21 protein-coding genes are annotated in these 25,805 nt (G+C 32.5%); 16 read left to right on the top strand and 5 right to left on the bottom strand.

Annotation, left to right across the window (positions count from 1 at the left end):
• The 4 genes from ACSVH2_RS06045 to ACSVH2_RS06030 form a co-directional block, all read right to left on the bottom strand.
• A partial coding sequence (locus ACSVH2_RS06045; protein WP_438092243.1) for an IPT/TIG domain-containing protein occupies positions 1–1,503 on the bottom strand: 1,503 nt, incomplete at its 3' end.
• A 29-nt stretch (positions 1,504–1,532) separates the two neighbouring features.
• Positions 1,533–2,051: a hypothetical protein gene (locus ACSVH2_RS06040; protein WP_438092242.1), complete on the bottom strand. Its 519-nt coding sequence runs from the start codon at positions 2,049–2,051 to the stop codon at positions 1,533–1,535.
• 384 nt (positions 2,052–2,435) lie between these two features.
• Positions 2,436–3,560, bottom strand: coding sequence for a GTP cyclohydrolase (locus ACSVH2_RS06035; protein WP_438092241.1), 1,125 nt, complete (start codon positions 3,558–3,560; stop codon positions 2,436–2,438).
• Entirely contained in the window at positions 3,560–4,534 is a 975-nt protein-coding gene (locus ACSVH2_RS06030) for a transporter (RefSeq protein ID WP_438092240.1), read from the bottom strand. The genes ACSVH2_RS06035 and ACSVH2_RS06030 overlap by 1 nt, the downstream gene beginning before the upstream one ends.
• Before the next feature lie 121 nt (positions 4,535–4,655).
• Between ACSVH2_RS06030 and ACSVH2_RS06025 the strand changes: the two genes are divergently transcribed.
• The 8 genes from ACSVH2_RS06025 (at position 4,656) to ACSVH2_RS05990 (ending at position 11,799) form a co-directional block, all read left to right on the top strand.
• Positions 4,656–4,892: a DUF4834 domain-containing protein gene (locus ACSVH2_RS06025; RefSeq protein ID WP_438092239.1), complete on the top strand. Its 237-nt coding sequence runs from the start codon at positions 4,656–4,658 to the stop codon at positions 4,890–4,892.
• 27 nt (positions 4,893–4,919) lie between these two features.
• On the top strand, positions 4,920–7,427 hold the full coding sequence (locus ACSVH2_RS06020) for a YfhO family protein (protein WP_438092238.1): 2,508 nt from the start codon (positions 4,920–4,922) through the stop codon (positions 7,425–7,427).
• Between the two features lie 38 nt (positions 7,428–7,465).
• A complete protein-coding gene (locus tag ACSVH2_RS06015) occupies positions 7,466–7,633 on the top strand; it encodes a hypothetical protein (RefSeq protein ID WP_438092237.1) in 168 nt (55 codons plus the stop codon).
• Between the two features lie 4 nt (positions 7,634–7,637).
• The gene (locus ACSVH2_RS06010) at positions 7,638–8,102 is read left to right on the top strand and encodes a hypothetical protein (RefSeq protein WP_438092236.1); all 465 of its coding nucleotides are present in this window, start codon (positions 7,638–7,640) and stop codon (positions 8,100–8,102) included.
• A complete protein-coding gene (locus tag ACSVH2_RS06005; RefSeq protein WP_438092235.1) occupies positions 8,102–9,439 on the top strand; it encodes a glycosyltransferase family 4 protein in 1,338 nt (445 codons plus the stop codon). Before ACSVH2_RS06010 ends, ACSVH2_RS06005 begins: the two co-directional genes overlap by 1 nt.
• A 14-nt stretch (positions 9,440–9,453) precedes the next feature.
• The gene (locus tag ACSVH2_RS06000) at positions 9,454–10,920 is read left to right on the top strand and encodes a lipopolysaccharide biosynthesis protein (protein WP_438092234.1); all 1,467 of its coding nucleotides are present in this window, start codon (positions 9,454–9,456) and stop codon (positions 10,918–10,920) included.
• A gap of 99 nt (positions 10,921–11,019) precedes the next feature.
• Positions 11,020–11,574 carry a DUF2975 domain-containing protein gene (locus ACSVH2_RS05995; RefSeq protein WP_438092233.1) on the top strand — a complete coding sequence of 185 codons (555 nt, stop codon included), beginning with the start codon at positions 11,020–11,022 and terminating at the stop codon, positions 11,572–11,574.
• Between the two features lie 3 nt (positions 11,575–11,577).
• A complete protein-coding gene (locus ACSVH2_RS05990; RefSeq protein ID WP_438092232.1) occupies positions 11,578–11,799 on the top strand; it encodes a helix-turn-helix domain-containing protein in 222 nt (73 codons plus the stop codon).
• A 99-nt stretch (positions 11,800–11,898) separates the two neighbouring features.
• Here ACSVH2_RS05990 and glmM read toward each other — a convergent pair whose 3' ends face one another.
• A complete protein-coding gene (gene glmM / locus ACSVH2_RS05985) occupies positions 11,899–13,287 on the bottom strand; it encodes a phosphoglucosamine mutase (protein ID WP_438092231.1) in 1,389 nt (462 codons plus the stop codon).
• A 133-nt stretch (positions 13,288–13,420) separates the two neighbouring features.
• Here glmM and ACSVH2_RS05980 point away from each other — a divergent pair, with 133 nt between their 5' ends.
• The 8 genes from ACSVH2_RS05980 to ACSVH2_RS05945 all read left to right on the top strand — a co-directional run bounded on the left by ACSVH2_RS05980 (position 13,421) and on the right by ACSVH2_RS05945 (position 25,750).
• On the top strand, positions 13,421–14,005 hold the full coding sequence (locus ACSVH2_RS05980; RefSeq protein WP_438092230.1) for an ACP phosphodiesterase: 585 nt from the start codon (positions 13,421–13,423) through the stop codon (positions 14,003–14,005).
• Between the two features lie 71 nt (positions 14,006–14,076).
• Positions 14,077–15,897: a chloride channel protein gene (locus tag ACSVH2_RS05975; protein ID WP_438092229.1), complete on the top strand. Its 1,821-nt coding sequence runs from the start codon at positions 14,077–14,079 to the stop codon at positions 15,895–15,897.
• A 63-nt stretch (positions 15,898–15,960) separates the two neighbouring features.
• Positions 15,961–16,914, top strand: a complete 954-nt coding sequence (locus tag ACSVH2_RS05970; RefSeq protein WP_438092228.1) for a Fic family protein — start codon at positions 15,961–15,963, stop codon at positions 16,912–16,914.
• Positions 16,915–17,008: 94 nt separating this feature from the next.
• Positions 17,009–19,840 (top strand): excinuclease ABC subunit UvrA, encoded by a 2,832-nt coding sequence (uvrA, locus tag ACSVH2_RS05965; protein WP_438092270.1) that lies wholly within the window; start codon positions 17,009–17,011, stop codon positions 19,838–19,840.
• Between the two features lie 30 nt (positions 19,841–19,870).
• Positions 19,871–20,596, top strand: a complete 726-nt coding sequence (locus tag ACSVH2_RS05960; RefSeq protein WP_438092227.1) for a TIGR00730 family Rossman fold protein — start codon at positions 19,871–19,873, stop codon at positions 20,594–20,596.
• 20 nt (positions 20,597–20,616) lie between these two features.
• A complete protein-coding gene (locus ACSVH2_RS05955; RefSeq protein ID WP_438092226.1) occupies positions 20,617–22,050 on the top strand; it encodes an MBOAT family O-acyltransferase in 1,434 nt (477 codons plus the stop codon).
• A gap of 32 nt (positions 22,051–22,082) precedes the next feature.
• Complete coding sequence (locus tag ACSVH2_RS05950) at positions 22,083–22,940, top strand: hypothetical protein (protein ID WP_438092225.1); 858 nt, start codon at positions 22,083–22,085, stop codon at positions 22,938–22,940.
• Entirely contained in the window at positions 22,937–25,750 is a 2,814-nt protein-coding gene (locus tag ACSVH2_RS05945; protein WP_438092224.1) for an aminopeptidase, read from the top strand. Before ACSVH2_RS05950 ends, ACSVH2_RS05945 begins: the two co-directional genes overlap by 4 nt.
• The last annotated feature ends 55 nt before the right edge of the window (positions 25,751–25,805 follow it).

The following is a 25,805-nucleotide window of genomic DNA, read 5'->3' as shown; positions in this document are numbered from 1 at the left end:
ATCACAAGATGTTTTAGCTACATTCGATGGTCCTGTTACAGCAACTGCTATAGACGCAGTCCATGTTACAGTTCTCGATACTGCTAACGCTGGGTTACCACAGCCATCAGATACATTCCATGTTCTAGTTAGAGATCGAAAACATCCGTCTGATACTAATTGACCTTCTGTAGATGTAGGGTTAACAACGGTACAATTATCAGTTGCACTTGCAGTTCCTAAAGCTGCATTTATTGCTGCTGTTGTAGGATTACAACCTAGAGATAAAGTTGTTCCTGTTGCAGTAATTACAGGTGGTATTGTATCTGAAGTTACAGTAAAAGTTCTTGTACATGTTTGCGGTTGTCCACAATCATCGGTTACAGTCCATGTAACATCTACACTTCCACCACATGCTGAGGGTGCATTGGGTGTTAAAGGATTTCTAGTTAATATTGGATTTGTACCACCTGAAAAACCAAATGAATTAAGCCATGAGTTAAATGCAATATTGACATCAGCTTGTGATTGACAAGATAATTCAGTTTTACTTTCTGGACATCTCAACACTACTGGGTTAAGAGGTGGCTCAGTAATTGTAAAATTTGCAACTTTTGAACATCCATTATCGTCAACAACTGTCATCGTATAATTTCCAGCTGTTAATCCTGGAAACTCGGTTGTAGGATCTGATTGCGGCCCTACAACAATATTACCAGGATTTAATGTAAATGTATAGGAACTAGATCCGCTTGAGCTAGCATCGGAATGTAAAGTAGTTGTCCCACCATAACATAAAATTGGTTCAAACTCATTGGTTAATTCTAAATCTATAATTGTTATAGATTTACTACATTCACAACTTCCTCCAAGCGCTGAAACGATTAATTGAAAATTGATTTGACCTCCATTGGTCCCAGGATGAATTAGAGCTGTAGTTGTACCTGAATTTGTAATTGGATTAAAAACAAAAGGTGTCGTTGATATTAAAGAGGCGCCAGTGGTATTTTGAGGTCCTGCAGGAAATGAAAAAGTAAGTCCTGGACTAGCGCCGCTAAATTGAATAGTAGCTGTAATTAAAATATTCCCATCACTAAGACAAGCTTTGAGAGGACCAACTAAATTACATGAAGGTGCGGGTATAAATGTGAATCCAGTTAAGTTTGCTGATAAAAAACCTGGTTTTGTTACCCTAACGGAACCCGTATTTCCTGTAGCAACTGTAGCAGTTATCGTAGTAGGATTAACAATTGTAAAAGAAGTAGCTTCAATTAGACCAAACTTAACCGATGTTACTCCAGTAAAATTAGTACCTGTAATAGTTACTAACTGTCCTTGAGCCGCTGAAGTTGGCGAAAAAGAAGAAATACTTGGCGCTTGTGAATATGAAGATACATATCCTAAAACCAACATGACAAATAACATCACTTTATTGATATTATTTTTCCATCCTACTACATTGTTATCGCTATGACAACAAGATGTTTTACATGTGGATGAATTACTGAGTAAATTTAAATTCATAATTGAATATTATTTTTGGTTGGAATAATTTATTGATTAACGGAGACCGATTGTGTACATGTACAAGAAAGATTTCTTCTAATATCTTGTGGATTTGGATTAATTACCTGAAGTTGAACAGTAAATGATCCACCTGTATTTCCAGCATTAATTTTTATAGAATTTTCTCCATTTTCTGTAGCAAAACTCGCATTTGAGGTGTTTGTTTTAAAAGACCAAATGTACTTTGTCTCTTTTACAGCATTCAAAACTTCAGAGTTAATTCTGATTATTTCCCCTTTCTTACCATAACTTGCCTTTAGCGGTCCGCTAAGATTACATGCTGGTTGCTGAGCAAACAAAAAGTTTGTAAACAAAAAAAGTAGAACAAGTAAAAGAAAACTTGTCAGTCTATTCTTTTTTGTGGAAGACTCAATCATTGGATGATTGTCTCTCTGCGAATAATTCGCTTGACTAAAATCCAATCTAAACCCATTTTCTCCAGTAATTAATTGATAATTACGATACTTTGAAAATGCAAAAAAATTAAATAGAAAAAAATTCTTCATAATGTATTAAGGTATTAGTTAATACCACATCATGAGCAGTTGATTATAAGTATCTTTGGGGAAAGCACTATTAACGTTATTTTGAAACAACATTAGTAAAATAGAATGTGTAGATTTAAAAGGGAATGTGAAATTAAAAAGAAAAAATGTGAGATGTTAAAAAAATCGTAAGTTTTCTACGAACAAAACTATTTCATCGATGAAATACATCATTTTATATAAATCCTTGTTTTAAATTCAAATGATTTTGAGTGAATTATCATTATAATAATTTTGTACTACAAAAAATAAGAAAGTTATTGAATTTTAACAAAAAAAATATGGTTTTAAAACTAAAAAAATGGTTCTTTTAAGTTTATATATGACTTAGCTAACTATTAAAAGTTAGTAATGTAATTTCTTAATATATGTTCTACGTTTTCTAAAAACAACTGGTTCAAAGTGTTTCCAAAGGTTAATCATGGCATAATTATCCTCTAAAAATGGAGTATTAGTACAATTTAGAATACCTCTTTCTTTGAAAGTATTATAATATTCATTGAAAATAATAGCGGTTACACCTCTACTTTGATAATCAGGGTCAATACCTATTAAATAGAACAATACATCTTTGCTCTCTTTTTTTGCTTTAAGCAAATGATAAAATCCAAATGGAAATAATTTGCCTTTTGCCTTTTGTAATGCTTGGGAAAAGTTTGGCATCACAATACTAAAAGCAACTAAAGTATTGTTTTTATCCAATACAAACTTTACATATTCTGGATTGATAAAGCTAATATACTTTTTCTTGAAAAAATCTTTTTGAGCATCAGTAATAGCAACAAAAGAAGAAAGATTAGCATAACTGGCATTGAACAAATCAAACATCTTATCCACATAAGGCATGATGTCATTAGTGTTTGTGAAATTAAGTTCCTTTAATTCGTATCGTTTTTTAATTAATTCATTTGCTTTTTCAAATAAAGTTGGCTTAACGTTTGAAAAGGGAAATTTATTTTCATGAAATTCTTTCTCTTTCACATAGCCCAATTTCTCCAAATGAGTGGCATAATAAGGATAGTTATACCAACTCATCATGGAACCTATTTCATCAAATCCTGCAGTCATAACCCCAACTTTATCTAGATTTGAAAAACCCATTGGTCCTTCAACATGTTCTAAATTATTTTTTCTTCCCAATTCATATACTTTTTCAAGCAACGCTTTGGTAACTTCAATATCATCAATAACATCCCACCAACCAAAACGAACTTTCATTTTCTGTTGGTCTTTCACTTCATTCCAATTAATAATTGCAGCAATCCTGCCTACAATTTTGTTATCGCTATACGCTAAATAAAAATAAGCTTCAGCAGACTCAAAAACGGGATTTTTAGTTTTGTCAAAAGTTTGTAATTCATCGCTTATTAAAGGTGGAACCCAATAGGGATGATTTTTGTACAATTCAAAAGGAAATTTTACAAAATCAGTAAGTAACTTTTTGGTATTGGCTTCTACTATGGTAATCATTATGGTTTAGTGTTTTCTAATTCTACTTCGTCTTTACGTTTTTTACCTTTGTCCGCTTTAGATTTTTTATCCTTCTTCTTATCGTCTTTACTTTCGGTTTTTATTCTTTTGTAATTCGTCTCATAATTACTATCAAAACGCCAAGAAAGACCAAAACCTCCGTATAAAATGGCTGGAGTATCTTTAAAATTTTTAGAAATAGAAGCGTCTAATTGAATATTTTCTCGAACTAAATAGGCAGCACCAATTCGGAAAACAGTATCAGCGTAAAAATCACTTTTATATCCTTGTACTTCTACAAACCCAGACCATCGCATGTTAAATCCTCTAGTTAATGTGGTGATTAATGCTAAGGTTGGATAATCTGTCATGTATTTATCGGCAATAATATTGGTTATAAAAACCCATTTGGAACCAAAATGATTTTGAGTAATCAACATCAATTTCGGACTAATAGCTGGATCTGTTTCAAAAGTGTAAGGATTATTTCCAATGTTTAAATTGAAACCTCCATAAACAGCTACTGCCGGGATAAATTGTTTCCAACTAAATTTATGATTGGCTTTCCAACTGTATAAATTGGGTTTGTCATTGGCTCTCAAAAAAGGGTCGTAAACCAAATATTTTGCTCCAATTGTAAACTGTTTGAAACCACTGCGTGTATCACTTACTAGAGGAGATTCGTACCAATCGTACTGGTATTGTGTTTCTAAATTAAATTCAAATTGATCAAAAAAAGCGCCATAGCGCACACTCAATTCTGTCCCAAAACCATTAGCTTCATATCGCTCCAAGTCATGCTCTTCGCTAATACCATACAATCCCATTTCGGCTTGAATAACCGTTTTACCAACAGAGAAAGCGGACATCGATTTTCCTGGTCTGTTGGAATTAATAATATCGGTATATTGCCCATATTGCATGGTTGAAGTCATCAAAAACCCAACAATAAAAAATGATTTTATTTTAAACATAGTATAATAGTTTGATGTAGATATCGCCTTCCAAAAGTAATATAATTTATCATTTATTTAAGAAGTCAAAGCGAATTTTACATTACAGAATTTAGTATTTTTGACAAAAATTATTTATTCAATGGAAACTGCTTCTTTCAACGGATTATTAAAAGCAATACTATACATCTTAGCTTTTTACTATATTTTTAAGTTCTTAGCACGTCTGTTTTTACCCGTTATTGCCAAAAAAGTTGTCGAAAAAGCATCGGAGCAATTCCAACAACAGCAACAAACCAATACTCATTCAACCACTTCAGAAAAGCCTAAAGCCAAAAAAATCGTTGGCGAATACATAGATTTCGAAGAAATTAAGTAATTTTCCCTGAAAACCTAAACCAAAAACATGAAGCAACTTCAAAAGTTTTATCCACACTTTCTAGCCATTCTTGGTTTTATAATCGTTTCTCTTCTTTATTTTTATCCCGTTATTCAAGGTAAAAAAATATACCAACACGACATCGTGCAATATACTGGTATGGCCAAAGAACAAAACGATTTCAGAGCAGAATATCATGAAGAACCTTATTGGACAAATTCTTCTTTTGGCGGCATGCCAACCTACCAATCGGGTGCTAAATACCCTAATGATTATATAGGAAAACTAGATGATATGTTGCGCTTTCTACCAAGACCAGCCGATTATTTATTCCTTTATTTCCTAGGGTTTTATGGATTGCTTCTGGTTTTAAGGATTGATCCGCTAAAAGCATTTTTTGGCGCTTTGGCTTTCGGATTATCCACTTATTTAATAGTTATCATTGGTGTAGGTCATAATGCAAAAGCGCATGCAATTGCATACATGCCATTGGTTATCGCTGGATTTATATTGGTTTTTAGGAAGCGTTACCTTCATGGTGGAATACTAACAATGCTAGCCGTTGCACTTGAAATTACAGCCAATCACTTTCAAATGACCTATTATTTGTTACTGCTTTTGATAGTGATGAGTTTTTACTTTTTGTACCGATTATATGAAGAAAAGGATTTAAAAGCTTTACCAAAAATCATAGGAACGTTTGCTATTGCTTTGGTTTTTGCCATTGGTGCGAATGCCACAAGTTTACTAGCAACAAAAGAATACGCCGATTTTAGTACGCGTGGAAAAAGCGAATTAACTACCAATCCTGACGGCACAAAAAAGGAAGCCAATATTGCTATGGACAGAGAGTATATTACTCAATATAGCTATGGTATTACAGAAAGTTTGAATTTGTTTGCACCACGCCTTTTTGGCGGAGGAAATAACCAAAAACTTACTGACGATTCTCATGTATATAATTTCATGCTCAATTATGGAGCATCGCCAGAAGAAGCAAAAGAATTCACCGATAGTTATGCCATTACCTATTGGGGAGATCAACCTCAAGTTGCTGCACCTGCTTATATTGGCGCTATAGTTTTCTTCCTTTTTGTTTTGGCGATGTATCATGACAAACGAAAAATAAAATATGCCTTCTTGGCTGGCGCTATTTTTTCTTTACTCCTTTCTTGGGGGAAAAACTTCTCACTATTAACCGATTTTTTCATCGATTATGTTCCGGTTTATGATAAGTTTAGAGCGGTTTCATCGATACAAGTTTTATTAGAATTGTGTATTCCAGCATTGGCTATAATGGGATTACAATCCTTTTTTACCACCGACAAAGAAAAACAATGGACTAGCTTATGGAAAACTGCCGCAACTACTTTGGGGATAATTCTTGTATTATTTTTAGCCAAAGGCATGTTCAATTTTGTAGGTGAGATTGATAGTCAATTACTATCAATGTTAAAACAACATCCTGATAAGTCTTTTGGAACTGGTTTTATTGATGCATTGAGAGAAGATAGAAGAGATTTATACAATGCCGATTTATTGCGTTCAGGGTTTTTAATGTTGGTTACTTTTGGTGTGCTTTATATGTACATTAAAAATAAATTGGCTCAAAACACTGCCATTATCATCGTTGGTATTTTTATGGTTGGCGATTTATTTTTTGTCGATAAAAACTATGTGAGTAACGATGGTCAACAATTTAGAAGTGCTCGCGAAGTAGACGTTCCTTATGAACCAACCTCAGCAGACTCACTTATACTGGCAGACGAAACTAACTTTAGAGTATTTGAACTTGATGGCGGATTATCCAACCCAAGGTCATCCTATTTCCATAAATCTATTGGAGGTTATAGTGCGGTAAAACCAAGACGTTTTGAAGAAGTGTATGAGCATTTAATTGAAAAAAGTATTTCTGATTTAGGAAGTATCATTGACCCAAAAACACTTTCACTCACCAAAAGTATTCCTGTTATCAATGCTTTTAATATAAAGTATTTGATAGTCGGCACAGAACAAGGTGATATTCCTATTGTCAATCCTTTTCACAATGGTAATGCTTGGTTTGTTAAGGAAATAAAAATGGTTAACAATGCCGATGAAGAACTTAAAACTTTAGGTAAAATTGATACTAAAGAAGTAGCTACTCTAAATGCTGAATTTGGAATTTGGTTTAAACCTATGGGTATACATTCATATAGAAAAGACAGCTTAGCTAGTATAAAAGTAGATTTATATAAACCAAATCACCTAATATATACTTCTAATAATTCAAATGATGGTTTCGCAGTCTTCTCTGAAATCTATTATAAAAATGGTTGGAAAGCTACTGTTGATGGAAAAGAAACTGCCATTTTCAGAGTAGATTATACCTTGAGAGGAATAGAAATTCCAAAAGGAAAACATACCATCGAATTCAAGTTTGAACCACAAGTAGTAAAAACCGGAAGTACTATTGCCTTGTTTAGCTCGATAGGAATGTTGTTGGTTATTGTTGGGGGCGTTTATTTTGATAGAAAAAAGAAGAAAGTAGATTAAAAGAAATTTTGTAAATTTGATTGTTAATTTTTTCTCTTATGACGAAGCAGACAATAGCACGATTAAATCATGATCATCCATCTAAAATGGAGTTGCGTCATATTGATGAAATTAAAAAATTATCACCTCAGCAACGCTTTGAAAAACTGATGGCTATTATTGAAATTTCATATCTTTTGAAAACAGCAAAAAAAATATCAAAATAACTACATGAATAGTCAAATAATTGAAATTTGGAAATACTTTTCCTTACATAAAGTCAAATATTTAACTATAGGAGGTTTTGCTGTAAACATTTATGGATATGGAAGAAATACTGGCGACATAGATATATTCATCGAAGACACAATAGAAAATAGAGAAAACTTAAGAGAGGCATTAAAAAAAGCTGGAATTGGAGACTTTGAAAGCATAAAGACTATGCAATTTATTCCTGGTTGGACTGATATTACGCTAAATTTTAATTTGCGATTAGACATCATGACTTCCGTAAAAGGATTAGAAAATAATTCTTTTAAGCAACTTTTAGAAAAAGCTTATATTACCGAAATTAATGATATTCCTGTTTATTTTTTAGATTATGACAGTTTGATTAAAGCCAAAAAAGCAGCCAATCGTCCTAAGGATATTTTAGATATTGAAGAGTTAGAAAAAATCAATAGAAACCGTCAATAATGAATTCAAATCTAATTGACACTAAGGGTATTCCCCCTTTGGGGGTTAGGGGGCAAAAACTTTTAATCATCACCTATTATTGGCCGCCAGCTGGTGGGCCAGGAGTGCAACGATGGTTAAAGTTTGTGAAATATCTGCCCGATTTTAACATTCAACCTATAGTGTATATTCCCGAAAATCCAACCTATCCTATTATTGATAATGGATTACAAAGCGAAGTTTCGGATAAAGCGATTATTCTAAAAAATAAAATCTTTGAACCTTATGGTATAGCTTCTTTTTTAGGAAAAAACAAAACCAAGAAAATCAGTTCTGGGATTATTCCTAATCAAAAGAAGCAATCTTTTTTGGAGAAGACATTACTTTGGGTTCGTGGCAATATTTTTATTCCCGATGCTCGTTTTCTTTGGGTAAAACCATCTGTTAATTACTTAAAGAAATACATTCAAGAAAACAATATCGATACCATTGTTACTTCTGGACCACCACATAGTTTGCATCTTATTGGCTTACAATTAAAAAAAGAGTTGAACATAAAATGGTTAGCCGATTTTCGTGATCCTTGGACAACCATTGGTTATCATAAAGCGTTGAAATTGTCGCCTTATGCCGAGAAAAAACACAAAGCATTAGAAAAAGCAGTATTAACCTCTGCTGATACCATTATAGTAACCAGTAAAACTACCAAAACCGAGTTTCAAGCGATAACTTCACAACCCATTGAAGTAATTACAAATGGTTATGACATTGAAAAAATAACTGATCAACAATTAGACGAGAAATTCACTTTGGCGCATATTGGTTCGTTTCTTTCCGAAAGAAATCCTAGAATGCTGTGGCAAGTTTTACAGGAGTTAGTTACAGAAAATGAAAACTTTAAAAATGATTTTCAGTTAAAATTAATTGGGGCGGTTAGTCAGGAAGTTTTGGACACTATTTCAGAATTCAAACTCACTGATTTTGTATTAAACTTGGGTTACGTTTCTCATCAAGAAGCGGTGGAACACCAACGCAAATCACAAGTCTTATTGCTTATTGAAATCAATTCCAATGATACAAAAAGTATCATTCCCGGAAAGTTATTTGAATATATGGTTTCCGAAAGACCTATTATTGCTCTTGGTCCTGAAGGTTCTGATTTTGCCGAAATTATTACGTCAACCAATACAGGTGTTTTCTTTTTATATAACGAAAAAGAGCGTTTAAAAGAACTACTTTTGAAGTATTACAGTTTATATAAATCACAAAATTTAAAAGTTCACGCCGTTGGTTTACAACAATTTTCTAGAAAGAGTTTGACAGAAAAATTGGTTGAAATCCTAAATCGTAATTCCTAAATCCTAAATCAAACATGGGCATCGTCATCAATCAATCCATCAAAAATACCATTATTACTTTCCTTGGGTTTGGAATTGGAGCTATTAATGCCTTGTTTTTGTACACGCTCTTTTTAGAAAAACAACATTATGGAATTGTATCTACAGTGCTTTCGGGTGCTAATATTATGATGCCATTGATGGCTTTTGGAGCACAGAATACTTTAATTCGTTTTTTCTCTTCTTATAAAAATCAAAAAGAGCGCGACGAGTTTCTCACCTTTATGCTCTTTCTTCCTTTGGCATTAATCATTCCGCTTGGATTGGGTTTTTATATTTTCTACGATGATATTTCACACAGTTGGATAGAAGAAAACCCAACTCTAAAACCTTTCTTTTGGCTTATTCCCGTTATTGGTTTGTTCATGGCCTATTTTGAAGTATTTTATGCTTGGGCAAAAGTGCACATGCAATCGGTGATGGGGAATTTTATCAGCGAAGTATTGGTTAGGGTTATTGTGATGGGATTACTCTTTGCCGTTCATTTCAATTGGTTATCAAAAGATACTTTTGTCTATTGTGTGGCTTTGGCTTATTTGGCACAAATGATTGCCATGAAACTCTATGCCATTTCTGTAAAAATGCCTGTTTTGCGACTAGTCATTCCTAAAAACGTTAAAGAAATTATTCAATACTCCGGTTTCATTATAGTTTCTGGTGGTGTTGCTGTAATGCTGGTTGATTTTGATAAAGTAATGATACCTCAATACAAAGACATTAGCCAAAATGCACTGTATGCTGTGGCCATTTTTATCTCAACAGTCATTATAGTACCAAGCAGAGCAATGACACAGATCATCGCGCCAATTACTGCCAAATTGATGACCGAAAACAAACACGACGAACTAAACGATTTATATAAAAAGAGCGCTATCAACCTTCAAGTGATTGGTGGATTTATCATGATACTCATTTTTGTAAACATCAAAGAAATGTACCAACTTATCCCAAAAGATTACAGTGGTGGTATTTTGGTAGTATTCCTCATTGGTTTGTCTAAGTTCTATGATGTGCTGTTAGGCAATAATAATTCTATTATTGTAAATACAAAACACTATCGAACGGTTTTGCTATTCGGAGTTTTCACCGTGGTGTTAATGATTGTCTTGAACATGATTTTCATTCCCTTGTATGGTATCGAAGGTTCTGCTTTTGCAACTTTGATTACAGTAATGATTTACAACACCATCAAACTCTTCTTTGTAATAAAGAAAATGGATTTGTATCCCTTCACTAACAATACATTGAAATCTCTTGGCATTTTATCCCTTTGTTTCTTGTTGTTTTACTTTTGGGACTTTCCGTTTCACGCCATTATCAATATCGGTTTGAAATCTATTTTAGTCACTTTACTTTATGTCTTTCTTTCTTTTAAAGCCAATTTATCCGAAGAAATAAATTCAGTAATCATAAAGACTTTGAAAATAATCAGGATGAACTAATAGTCATAGCTATTTTATTTATAATAAATACATTTTTATTGTTTATCAATAAATATTTATTATATTTGTTCCATAATTTATAACTTTATAAACTTAATTATGGAAATTAAAATCACAACAAATCATTTTTTAAAAGTACTTCACGTGCTTTCTTGGATTATTTTTATTGGTCTTTGCATTGAAGCTGGAGGAATTATATTCAATACTTTTTTTACACTTTTCTTAAACCCAATCGCTGCTAAAAACTTTTGGCATCAAATCGATTTGTCAAGTTTACTTGATTTTGATAAAGGGTATTTTATGGTAACTACTTTTCTAATGACTATCGTTGCAGTTCTAAAAGCCATCCTTTTTTATTTGATTGTAAAAATACTGCACGACAAAAAACTAAACCTTTTACAGCCATTTAATAATGACTTAAAACGTTTTGTTGCCAACATGTCTTATCTAGCAATAGGTATAGCGCTATTTTCCAATTGGGGAGCAAAGCACAACCATTGGTTTCTTGAAAAAGGAATATCTATGCCTGATGACAATAGTATGGGATTTAGTGGTGCTGACGTTTGGTTATTTATGGGAATTATTCTTTTAGTAATTGCACAAATTTTTAAACGAGGAATAGAAATCCAATCAGAAAACGAATTAACAATTTAATTTATGGCAATAGTAGTAAACTTAGATGTTATGATGGCGAAAAGGAAAATTTCGCTAAATGAACTTTCTGAAAGAGTTGATTTAACTCTATCTAATCTCTCTATTCTAAAAACAGGAAAAGCAAAAGCAATACGATTTAGCACTTTAGAATCTATATGTAAAGCTCTAGATTGTCAACCAGCAGATATTTTAGAATACGTTTCAGATGTTTCGCCAAAAATTTGAAAAACATTAATATTAAATTTAAAACTGACATTAGTTATTAAAAACAAAACCCTTTCAAGTTAATGAAAGGGTTATTGATTTTTTTTTGTAAACTAAAATTTAAAACCCAGCTACCGTTTTAATCTCATCAATTATTCTGAAAGCCAAAGTATCGGCTAATTCTTGAGTTGGTGCTTCAGTATAAATTCTAATAATCGGTTCGGTATTCGATTTTCGCAGATGAACCCATTCTGTCGGAAAATCAATTTTTACACCATCAATTGTTGTTATGTCTTCGTTCTTATATTTTTCAGTCATTGCTACCAAAATTCCGTCAACATCAATTTGTGGTGTCAATTCAATTTTATTTTTACTCATATAATATTGAGGATAAGAAGCGCGCAATTCGGCCACAGTTTTCTCTTGATTTGCCAAATAAGTTAGAAACAACGCCACACCAACCAAACTATCTCTTCCATAATGCAACTCAGGATAAATAATGCCGCCGTTTCCTTCACCGCCAATAATGGCATTGTTTTTTTTCATTAGTTCTACCACATTCACTTCACCAACGGCACTAGCTTGATAGCTTCCGTTATGCTTGGTAGTAATATCATGCAAAGCACGTGAAGACGACATATTAGATACTGTATTTCCTGGTGTTTTGCTTAATACATAATCAGCACAAGCCACTAAAGTATATTCTTCACCAAACATTTCGCCATCGTTAGAAATAAACGCCAATCTATCTACATCTGGATCTACTACAATTCCGAAATCGGCTTTCTCTTCCACAACTAATTTACAAATATCACCAAGATGTTCTTTCAAAGGTTCTGGATTATGAGGAAAATCTCCGTTTGGTTCACAGTATAATTTCACACACTCCACACCCATTTCTTCTAATAATTTTGGAATAATAATTCCTCCGCTAGAATTCACACCGTCAACAACTACTTTAAATTTTCGTTTAGCAACAGCTTCTGCATCTACCAAAGGAAGTTCTAAAACTTCATCAATATGAATATCCATGTAGGAATCATTTAGGGTAATTTCGCCCAAACTATCTACATCAGAAAAATCAAAAGCTTCTGCTTCTGCAATCTCAAGAATTTTTTCACCATTGGCACCACTTAAAAATTCTCCTTTATCATTTAGTAACTTCAAAGCATTCCATTGTTTTGGGTTGTGTGAAGCGGTCAGAATTATTCCACCATCGGCATTTTCTAATGGCACAGCAATTTCTACTGTTGGCGTTGTTGACAAACCTAAATCAATAACATCTATGCCTAAACCAATTAAAGTATTCACTACCAAATTGTGAATCATTGGTCCAGAAATTCGAGCATCACGACCAATAACTACTTTAAGTTTTTCTTTAGCGGAGTTTTGTTTTAAAAAAGTTCCATAAGCCGATGCAAATTTCACAGCATCCACTGGTGTTAAATTCTCACCCACTTTTCCTCCTATTGTGCCGCGAATTCCCGATATTGATTTTATTAATGTCATTTTAAATATAATTTTGAATACAAATATAAAAAAGTTGCTGAGTTACTGAGTGGCTATGTTGCTAAGTTTTTTTTCTATATTTACAGAAGTTACTAAGTCACTAAGTTGCTCAGTAACTTAGCAACTCAAAAAAATGAACTTCTTAGCGCACATATATCTTTCGGGTGACAACGATTTGTTAAAAATCGGAAATTTCATGGCGGATAGTATTCACGGCAACAAGTTTAATGACTATCCTGATGAAATTAGAAAAGGAATTCTTTTGCACCGTTCAATAGATAGTTTTACTGATATGCATCCTATTTATAGACAAAGTAAACATCGCTTACATGAAAAATACGGACATTACTCGGGTGTGATTATGGACATTTTTTATGACCATTTTTTAGCTAAAAACTGGAAAACCTATTCGGATGTTACCTTGGAAGACTATGCCCAGAGGTTTTACAAGCTTCTTCAAGACAATTACGAATTACTTACAGATAAAGGTAAAGGCATGTTACCTTATATGTTGGGAAGAAATTGGTTAGTGAGTTACGCTACAATTGAAGGATTGGAAATGATTATGTTTCAAATGGATCACCGCACCAAAAATCGTGTTGCCATGCACGAATCGATAGTGGAATTAAAACAATTTTATACTGAATTTGAGCACGAGTTTACTTTGTTTTTTGAAGAATTAATATTGCATTGTAAAGAAAAATTAGCCCAACTTTAATATTGAATTTGTTATTGCTATTGAATTTGTATTTTGAAATCGTATTTTAGCAATTCAAATATTTGGGACATATGCCATCAAATAAAGCTTCCATTTTTAAAATCATTTTCAGAAGTGTTTTCAGAAGAGCCGAAAATTTAATTTTCCTTTTGAGGGATAAATTGAGTGAAAGGAATTTTATTTACTTTGCGTGTGTTGTTGTTGGGATTACCTGTGCTTTTGCTGTAATTATCCTAAAAAGTTTTGCGCACAATATTTTCCTTTGGGCCAATGACATTAATGGATTTCTCAAACTTCCTTACATCAACAGTTTACTTCCTATAGCTGGTATTTTACTAACCGTTTTTGTTATTCGAAATTTTCTCAATAATCATCTAGAAAAAGGAAGTTCAAGAGTTTTATATGCGGTTGCCAAAAAAGGTGGCATAATGCCAAAAAAACAAATGTACGCTCAAATTGTAACGAGTTCTTTAACGGTTGGACTTGGCGGTTCTGCTGGATTAGAAAGTCCAATTGTGATTACTGGCGCTGCTTTTGGTTCTAATTTTGCTCAAAAATACCATCTCTCCCAAAAAGACCGAATTTTACTCCTAGCTTGTGGTGTTGCAGCAGGAATTGGTGCGGCGTTTAATGCTCCTATTGCTGGTGTTTTATTTGCCATTGAAGTAGTACTTACTGATATTTCTATTGCTGCTTTCATTCCTATTATTATTTCGGCTGCTACTGGCGCTTTGATTTCTACAATCGTTTTAAGTCGAGATGTTTTGTTAAATTTTGAACAAACATTAAAATTTGATTATCACAATACGCCCTATTATGTTTTACTTGGGATTCTTGCTGGATTAACTTCAATTTATCATGCTCGGAATTTTCAAAAAGTAGAAAAGTTTTTTGGAACCTTTAAAAACAAAGGGTATCGAAAAGCATTATTTGGTGCTGTCATTTTAGCTATTTTAATTTTCTTTTGTCCTACATTATTTGGCGAAGGTTATGAAAGTATAAAGACATTGGCTTCCAAAAATCCAAGTGTTTTATTGGACAATACACTCCTTGAAAACTTTAAAAGTAGTGAATGGGTTTTGCTTTTATTTGTAGGTATATCGATGTTATTGAAAGCTTTTGCCACTGGACTAACTTTAGGAAGTGGAGGAAATGGAGGAAACTTTGCTCCATCTCTTTTTGTAGGTTCGTATTTGGGTTATTTTGTAGCCAAAACAGTGAATCTTTTGAACTTTACACATCATTTACCTATTGCTAATTTTACTATTGTAGGTATGGCAGGAATCTTAAGTGGTTTGTTTCATGCACCATTGACTGCTATATTTCTAATTGTTGAAATTACTGGTGGTTATGATTTGATGGTGCCATTAATGATTGTGTCATCTGTTAGTTTTGCCGTTTCTAAACAATTTGAAAAACATTCGATGGATGTAAAAGCATTGGCGGATAAAGGTGAAGTTTTTACAAGTGATAAAGATAAAAACATCCTCCAAAGTATTGATATTTACAATTTGGTTGATCAAAACTATAAGTCGCTAACTATTTCAAGTACCATGGAAAGTGTGGTTGAAATTTTTTCTTCTACCGAACAAAAAATGATTCCAATACTAAATGAAGAAAAATCACTAATTGGAATAATCGACTTTGAAGAAGTTAAATCCATTATTTTCAATCCTTTGAAATTGAAATTCATGAACATGAATGAAATCATAAGCAAACCCAAAGCATTGATAGTTCTTGAAAATAAAGTTGAAGAAGTAATTAAACAATTTGAAAATACTAAAACAACCGTTTTACCAGTTATCCATAAAGGAAAATACATTGGATTTTTATCAAAAATTGATATGCTCGAAAACTACCGTCAACGATTAAAAGAAATGATAATTGAATAATTTTAATATCGGATAGATAAAAATTTTAATATCCCCGATAATAGTTATATCTTTGTGGTTATTATGTGGAATATTGACTTAACATATCGAGAAGAATTCAAAACAACTTTCGAGAGATTGTATGAAAAAAAGGCCGTTTTGCAAAGAAGCAGACCACTGCCAAATATCGCTTTGCAAAAAATAAAAGAAACGCTTTCCATAGAATGGACTTATAATTCAAATAGTATTGAAGGAAATACATTAACCTTAAGAGAAACCCAAATGGTACTTCAAGAAGGAATTACCATAAAAGGAATTACCCTTCGAGAACATTTTGAAGCAAAAAACCATGAAAATGCAATCAATTATTTGTACTCTATCATCAATGCTGATTACACATTAAAAAGTATTGATATTCTTTCATTACATGGTTTAGTTTTACGTTCCATTGAAGATGATTTTGCTGGTAGAATTAGAAATGGTGGTGTTAGAATTACAGGAGCCAATTTCGTTCCACCAAACGCCAATAAAGTTTCTGATTTATTAGATGAATTGATTGATTTTGTGAATACAAATCCTCTTAATTTAAATGATATTGAATTGGCTACTGTTTTTCATCATAAACTAGTTTGGATACATCCTTTTTTTGATGGAAATGGTAGAACCGTTCGCCTAGCTATGAATTTACTATTGATGCGAAAGGGTTTTCCTCCAGCTATTATTTTAAAAAATGATAGAAAAAAATATTATGAAGCGCTAAATCAAGCGAATGGTGGAAATTACCAAAAACTCACTTTATTAATGTGCCAAGCTTTAGAGAGAACTTTAAATATATATATTAGTTCATTACCCGATAATGATTATGATTTCCAAGAAATTTCGAATATCGTAAACGAACCAAGTTCTCCTTATGGACAAGAATACATATCGCTCTTGGCTCGTCAAGGAAAGATTGACGCTCATAAAGAAGGTAGAAATTGGTTTACGACCAAGAAAGCTATTGACGATTATATAAGCAATAGAAAACGAAAGCGCTAAAGCAACATTAGTGCTTTTGTTTAACAATAACTTTTGAACTGTCTAATCTAAATTTCTTTCTAAAACACTACCTTTGCGTTTTGCAAAAAATGCTATGGTTGAAACGGAAAATATGATAGAAGTTCTCGGTGCTCGAGTTCACAATCTCAAAAATATTGACATTAATATTCCTAGAGAAAAACTGGTAGTTATTACTGGTCTTTCAGGTTCGGGGAAATCGTCTTTGGCTTTTGATACTATTTATGCTGAAGGACAACGTCGTTATATTGAAACGTTTTCAGCTTATGCACGTCAGTTTCTTGGTGGATTAGAACGTCCTGATGTTGATAAAATCGATGGACTTTCTCCAGTTATTGCTATTGAGCAAAAAACAACTAGCAAAAGTCCGCGTTCTACTGTTGGCACCATTACTGAAATTTACGATTTTCTTCGATTATTATATGCAAGAGCTGGTGAAGCATACAGCTACGTATCAGGTGAGAAAATGGTTTCGTATTCGGATGAACAAATCAAAGATTTGATTATTCAAAATTTCACTGGAAAACGTATTAATATTTTGGCTCCAATTATTCGAGCCAGAAAAGGACATTACGCTGAACTATTCCAACAAATTACCAAACAAGGATTTCTGAAAGTTCGCGTAAATGGTGAAGTTCAAGATTTGCTTCCCGGAATGAAACTTGACCGATACAAAACTCATGATATTGAAATTGTCATTGACAGAATGGTAATTGATGCTACTGAAGATAATGAAAAACGTTTAGCCGAAAGTATCAAAACCGCCATGTATCATGGTGAAAATGTGCTAATGATTTTAGATCAAGACACTAATGAAGTGCGTTATTTCAGTAGAAACTTAATGTGTCCAACTTCTGGAATATCGTATCAAAATCCAGAGCCAAATTTATTCTCATTCAACTCTCCAAAAGGCGCATGCGAACATTGCAAAGGATTGGGAACTATACACGAAATAAATCTGAAAAAGATAATTCCAAATTCAAAACTATCCATCAAAAATGGAGGTTTTGCTCCGTTGGGAGAATATAAAAGTTCATGGATTTTCAAACAATTGGAAATTATTGGCGAAAAATTTGGTTTCAAATTGACTGATGCTATTGAAACAATCTCCGAGGAAGCCATGCAAATAATTTTACATGGTGGAAAAGAAAAATTTGCTGTCGAATCGAAAACTTTAGGCATTACCAAAGAATATAAAATTGAGTTTGAAGGCATTTCGCATTTCATCAAAAACCAATTTGATGAAAGCAACTCTACTTCCATAAAACGTTGGGCTAAAGAGTTTATGGACGAAATTGAATGTCCAGAATGTCATGGTTCGCGATTGAAAAAAGAAGCACTTTACTTTCGTATAAATGGAAAAAATATTTTTGATTTGTCTGTTATGGATATTTCAGATTTATCAGTTTGGTTTGATGAATTAGACAAAAAACTTTCCGAAAAACAGCAACTCATTGCTACAGAAGTTGTCAAGGAAATTAAAGACCGTTTGCGCTTTTTAGTAAATGTAGGATTGAATTATTTATCTATAAACAGAAGTTCAAAATCACTTTCTGGCGGAGAAGCACAACGCATTCGATTGGCAACACAAATTGGTTCGCAATTGGTTGGTGTGTTATACATTTTGGACGAACCAAGTATCGGTTTACATCAAAGAGATAACGAAAAACTCATTCATTCTTTGGAACAATTGCGTGATATTGGCAACTCGGTTTTAGTGGTTGAACACGACAAAGACATGATTGAACGTGCTGATTATGTGATTGATATTGGCCCAAAAGCTGGAAAGTTTGGAGGCGAAATCATCAGTAAAGGAACACCTGCCGAATTACTCAAAGAACATACCATGACAGCCATGTACTTGAATGGTGAAATGAAAATTGAAGTGCCTACAACGCGGCGCGAAGGCAATGGAAAGTTTTTAAAACTAACTGGCGCAACAGGAAATAATTTGAAAAATGTTTCCATCGAGTTGCCTTTAGGAAAATTGATTTGTGTAACTGGAGTTTCGGGAAGTGGAAAATCGACTTTGATTAATGAAACACTCTACCCTATTTTAAATGCGTATTATTTTAATGGCGTCAAAAAACCGCAACCTTACAAAAAAATTGAAGGTTTGGAATATATTGATAAAGTAATTGATATTGACCAAAGTCCGATTGGAAGAACACCAAGAAGCAATCCTGCAACGTATACCGATGTATTTTCGGAAATCAGAAGTTTGTATATGCAAATGCCTGAAGCGATGATTCGTGGTTACAAAGCAGGACGTTTTAGTTTTAATGTTGCTGGTGGAAGATGTGAAACCTGCGAAGGTTCGGGAGTTCGAACTATTGAAATGAGTTTCTTGCCCGATGTGTATGTAGAATGTGAAACGTGTCAAGGAAAGCGATTTAATCGTGAAACTTTGGAAATTAGATACAAAGGAAAATCCATTTCGGATGTGTTGAATATGACTGTGGATGAAGCGGTACCATTTTTTGAAAACATTCCAAAAATCTATCGAAAAGTCAAAACGATACAAGATGTTGGTTTGGGTTATATCACTTTAGGTCAACAAAGCACAACGCTTTCGGGTGGTGAAGCACAGCGAATAAAATTGGCTACAGAATTGTCTAAAAAAGATACTGGAAATACCTTCTACATCATGGACGAACCCACAACTGGTTTGCATTTTGAAGATATTCGTGTGTTGATGGATGTGATTAATAAATTAGTCGATAAAGGAAATTCCATTTTGATTATTGAACACAATATGGATGTTATCAAACTTGCCGATTATATTATTGACATTGGTCCCGAAGGCGGAAAAGGTGGTGGCGAAGTTGTTGCTAAAGGAACACCCGAAGAACTAGTAAAAAATAAAAAAAGCTATACTGCACAGTTTTTGAAAAAAGAATTACTTTAGCACGTTTGCTTAAAATTTAAAATATTTAAAATGATGAAAGACGATTTTCAAAATGAAGATGATAAAATTCAAGAAAAACTAAAACAAAAAACTTGGAACGAAATAAGAACTAATGACTCTTGGGCAATTTTTAAAATCATGTCCGAGTTTGTTAATGGCTATGAAAGCATGGCGAGAATTGGACCTTGTGTTTCTATTTTTGGTTCGGCTCGCACAAAACCAGATGATAAATACTATTTATTAGCAGAAAAAATTGCTTACAAAATCAGTAAAGCGGGTTATGGAGTAATCACTGGTGGTGGACCAGGAATTATGGAAGCTGGAAATAAAGGTGCTCACAATGGTGGTGGAACTTCGGTAGGACTGAATATTGAATTACCTTTTGAACAACATTTCAATCCTTTTATTGATAAAGATAAAAATCTGAATTTTGATTATTTCTTTGTTCGCAAAGTCATGTTTGTAAAATATTCTCAAGGATTTATCGTAATGCCCGGAGGTTTTGGAACTTTAGATGAATTATTTGAAGCGATGACCTTAATCCAAACCAAAAAAATTGGAAAATTCCCTATTATACTAGTAGGATCTGAATTTTGGTCAGGACTATTGGATTGGGTAAAAACAGTAATGATTGAAAGAGAAAAAACAGTAAGTGCAGAAGACATGAACCTCATCAAAGTGGTTGATACTGAAGATGAAGTAGTTGAAGCATTGGATAATTTCTATAAAAAATACAATTTAAGTCCAAATTTCTAGAAACAAATCAGCTCTTAAAAATGTTTTTTAATTCGTTACATTTTGCTATTTTCCTTCCAATAGTATTTATACTTTATTGGACTGTAGCGAATAAATCAAAAAAACATCAAAACTACATACTGATTTTTGCCAGTTATTATTTCTATTCATGTTGGGATTTTAGGTTTTTATTTCTGCTCATTTTTTCAACATTATTGTGTTATATTTTAGCGATACAAATAGAAAACAGTAAAACACTATCGAGTAGAAAATTTTGGTTGTGGTTGTGCATTTCTTTAAATTTAGGGTTTCTTGGCATTTTCAAATACTACAACTTTTTTGTCACTTCCTTTTCTGAATTACTGCAAGCATTTGGATTAAATTCAAGTCCGCTACTTTTGAAAGTAATTCTTCCTGTTGGGATATCCTTTTATACTTTCCACGGATTATCTTATATCATTGACATCTATTACAAACGAATTAAAACTGAGAAAAACTTTGTAGATTATTCGTTGTTTGTGAGTTATTTTCCACTGTTAGTTGCCGGTCCAATTGAAAGAGCTACACACCTTTTGCCTCAATTGAAGGAAAAACGAGAATTCAATTTTGAAAAAGCCAAAGAAGGAATCTATCAAATCATTTGGGGTTTGGTTAAAAAAGTAGTCATCGCCGATAGTTGTGCTAATTATGCCAATGCTATTTTTGATAATTATAATTCTATGAATTCCTTGTCCTTGATTTTGGGAGCTATTTACTTTGCTTTCCAAATTTATGGTGACTTCTCTGGTTATTCAGATATTGCCCTTGGAACTTCAAAACTCTTTGGAATTGATTTACTAAAAAACTTTAATTATCCTTATTTCTCTAGAGATATCGCTGAGTTTTGGCGACGATGGCACATTTCTTTAACTACATGGTTTAGAGATTATTTGTATATTCCACTTGGTGGAAGCAAAGGTTCAAAATGGTTTAAAGTTAGAAATACTTTTATCATTTTTTTGGTGAGCGGTTTTTGGCATGGCGCCAGTTGGACATTTGTTGCTTGGGGATTTATCAATGCCTTGTATTTTATACCGCTTTTGCTTTTGAATAGAAACCGAAAAAACTTAGAAGATTTCAGTTTAGATTTTAATTTTTCTTCACTCAGAATAGTTTTTAATATTCTTGTAACGTTTACCATCACTTGTTTTGCTTGGATTTTTTTCAGAGCCAAAACCATTCAAGATGCATTTTTTTACATCAAACGACTCTTTGAAAACGGAATTTTTTCAGAACAATATTTTAGTATTCAACGATACAACTATGAACTTTTAACGCTTATAGTCATTTTCGTTTTAGTAGAATGGAACAACCGAATGAAAATTGAACCTATTTCGGGTAAATACAGTTGGGTGAAATTGAGTTTGTGTTTGGCAGCAATATTGGCTTTGGGGGTTTTTTCTGATTACAAAGAATTTATATATTTTCAATTTTAATGAACAAGTTTTTACAATTTACAATTAAGGCTTTGGCAATACTAATTCTCACAATGGTATTGCTAGATGTATTGTATACTGCTGTTTATTTACAATCCAATTCAAGAAGTAAAATTGACTATTTATACAATTCCAAAGACAAAAACTACGATGTTATTTTCCTTGGTTCATCCAGAGTAAACAATCATTTTGTCCCCAAAATTTTCAATGACAACGGTTATAAAACGTATAATTTTGGAATTACTCGTTCACGTTTAGAAGAATCGGCTTTGATGCTTAAACTAATGGTAGAACGCAATTACAAAATCAAAACACTTATCCTTCAAGTGGATTTGAACATCAATACCAATGACCATTCTGAAGCTATACGTTCTTTATTCATGCCCTATTTGCATCAATCAAAAATCATCAGAAACCACTATAAATCTATTCCTGAATATAATAAACTACTATATATTCCGTTTTATCGATATATGAATTATGATGCCCGAATTGGTTTTAGAGAAATGTATTATTCAGCCATTCACAAAAGAACAAATGTTTTAGACAATGATGGATTTCATCCTTTGACAAGGAATGAACGCCCAATGGTTGCCGCCGATTTATCAAAATATTACCCAAAAAAGAATGTTGCCTACGAAGAAATCAAAGCCATTTGTAAAAAAAATAACATTCGTTTACTAGCCATTACTACTCCGATGTGTATGAGTACCATTAATCGTGATTATTTCAATCATATTAAATCAGTTTACCCCGAAATTTATAACTTTGAAAATGCGGTAACTGATGACAAATATTTTGCAACTTGCGGACACATGAACAAAGAAGGTGCAATCGAATTTACAAAAGTTGTGTTTAATGCCTTTTTCAAACCCAAATCAAAACCTTGAAAAAACTAACCTATATAGTATTTCTTTTTAGTTTCATTTCATTTGCACAACATCATTCTAAAATGATTGTGGAAGTTGATGAAGAAAAAAAAGTATTAACTGTTTTACAAGAACTTACTTTTAATAACCAAACGAATGATACCCTTTCGTTTATAGTTCTTAACGATTGGAATAATGCCTACACAGATAAAAATACGCCATTAGCCAAACGATTTTCAGATGAATTTGAAAGAAGTTTTCATTTGGCCAAAGAAAGAGAACGAGGACGAACAAGCAATATCACAATCCTTGACCAAAACAAAACTTTCCTGACTTGGGAAAGAGATGAATACTATCCTGATGTTATCCAAATTAGACTTCGAGAAAAACTATTACCCCATCAAAAAGCAACCTACACACTCACTTATTTGGTCAAAATTCCAAGTGATAAGTTTACAAAATATGGGTATGGCGACAACGGAAAAATGAATTTAAAAAACATATTTTTGACGCCAGCACGTTATGAAAATAAAGACTTTATAAAATATGATAATTTAAATTTAGATGATTGCGCCAACAGCCTTTCTGATTATGATATCCAAATCAAAATACCTGCAAACAAGGACTTACGTACCGATTTGAATGAAGTTGGGAAATCAACTTTAAACAACTTAAATAGTTATACGTTATCAGGGAAAAACAGATTAGAATTTAATTTATTTATTGATGACAAAAAGGAATTTTCAATTTATAAAAACGATGAAGTTGAAGTCATTTCTAATTTGAAAGATAACCGATTAACGGACATACAAAGAGCCATTGTAATAGATAAAGTAATCCGATTTGTGAGTGAAAACATCGGTAAATATCCTCATGAAAAAATAACGGTTTCTCAAGTGGATTATGATAGAAATCCGTTTTATGGTTTGAACCAATTGCCCGTATTTGTTAGTCCGTTTCCTGATGAGTTTTTGTATGAAATAAAATTCATGAAAACGTATTTGAATAATTATTTACATACAACGTTACAACTTGACCCACGAAAAGACAATTGGGTGTTTGATGGTATTCAAATATATATTATGATGAAATATATTGAAGAATTTCATCCCAATGCTAAGATGATGGGCAACGTGGCCAATGTAAAATTATTCAGAGGTTATAACATGGTAAGTCTTGATTTTAATGGACAATACAGTTATTTTTATATGCTGATGGCGCGAAAAAACTTAGACCAACCACTTGGTGATGCAAAGAATACTTTAATAAAATTTAACGAAAAAATTGCCTCTAAGTACAGAGCTGGTTTGAGTTTAAAATATTTAGATAGTTATTTAGAAAACAATATTGTTCAAAACAGTGTTCGACAGTTTATTTCAAAAAATAAAATCCAACAAACTAATAGAAAGGATTTTGAAACTATTTTAACCCAAAATTCTCCCAAAAAAATCAATTGGTTTTTTGATAAAATCATTGACTCTCGGGATATCATCGATTACAAATTTGAAAATGTTACCCGAACCAAAGACAGCATTAGTTTTTCATTAAAAAATAAAACCGAAACCAATGTTCCAATATCAATATATGGCGTAAAAGGTAAAAACATCGTTTTCAAAGAATGGATTGATACGTTTCAAAATGACAGCATTCACACTATTCCGAGAAATGGTGCTGAAAAAATTGTCATCAATTATAAAAATGAAGTTCCCGAAATAAATTTGAGAAACAATTGGCATTCCCTCAGAGGATTTAAAGTAAACAATCGTCCCATAAAATTTAACTTCATGAAAGATTTGGAAGATCCCTATTATAACCAAATCTTATATGTTCCAACGCTTGAATACAATTTATATGACGGGTTTTTATTAGGATTTCGTTTTCACAACAAAACCATATTAGACAAACCTTTTATTTTTGATGTGAACCCAACCATTTCAACAAAAACATTGACTTTATCAGGAAAAGGACATGTTTTTTACAATCAATATAATAGAGATAGTAATTTGTATAATATTCGTTATCAATTAAGTGGCCAATATTTGCATTATGCACCCGATGCTTTTTATACAAAATTATCTCCTGGCGTAATTTTCAATATTCGTCCCGATGATTTTAGAGACAATAGAAAAGAAGCTTTTGTAATCAAAGAAGTAATGGTAAACAAGCAACAATCGGAATTTACAACTTCAGAAAACACGGAAAACTACAATGTTTTTAATGCAAAATACATCAATACAAAAACCGAAAGCACCCATCATTTTAATTACACCATTGATTTTCAATATTCAAAAGATTTTGGAAAACTGGCAACTGAAATTCAATACCGAAAACTATTTGACAACAACAAACAGTTAAATCTGCGTTTGTTTGCCGGTACATTTTTATACAACAAAACGGATTCTGATTACTTTGACTTTGGCCTTGATAGACCATCTGATTATCTATTTGAAAGTGATTATTATGGTCGTTCTGAAACAAGTGGTTTTTTTAGTCAACAGTCCATTGTTGCCGATGGATTTTTTAAATCAAAATTAGAAAATCGTTTTGCTAATCGATGGATGATTACCACCAATGCCAGTTACAGTATCTGGAATTGGGTGGAAGTGTATGGTGACATTGGTATGATTAAAAACAAAAACTATAATGCCGAATTTGTCTACGATAGTGGTATCCGATTGAACTTGTTGACTGATTATTTTGAACTATTTTTTCCCGTATATTCAAAAAATGGTTGGGAAATAGCACAACCAAATTATGTTGAAAAAATTCGTTTTATAATAACTTTTAAACCTAACACACTCATGAATCTTTTCACTCGAAAATGGTTTTAAAATTCAATTATACTATTGATTTATTACGCTTTTCTTCATTTATTTAAACAATCAT

Source organism: Flavobacterium sp. RSB2_4_14 (genome assembly GCF_051547085.1).
In the GTDB taxonomy this organism is placed as follows: Bacteria; Bacteroidota; Bacteroidia; order Flavobacteriales; family Flavobacteriaceae; genus Flavobacterium.
This window is presented reverse-complemented; position numbering and strand designations above follow the sequence as displayed.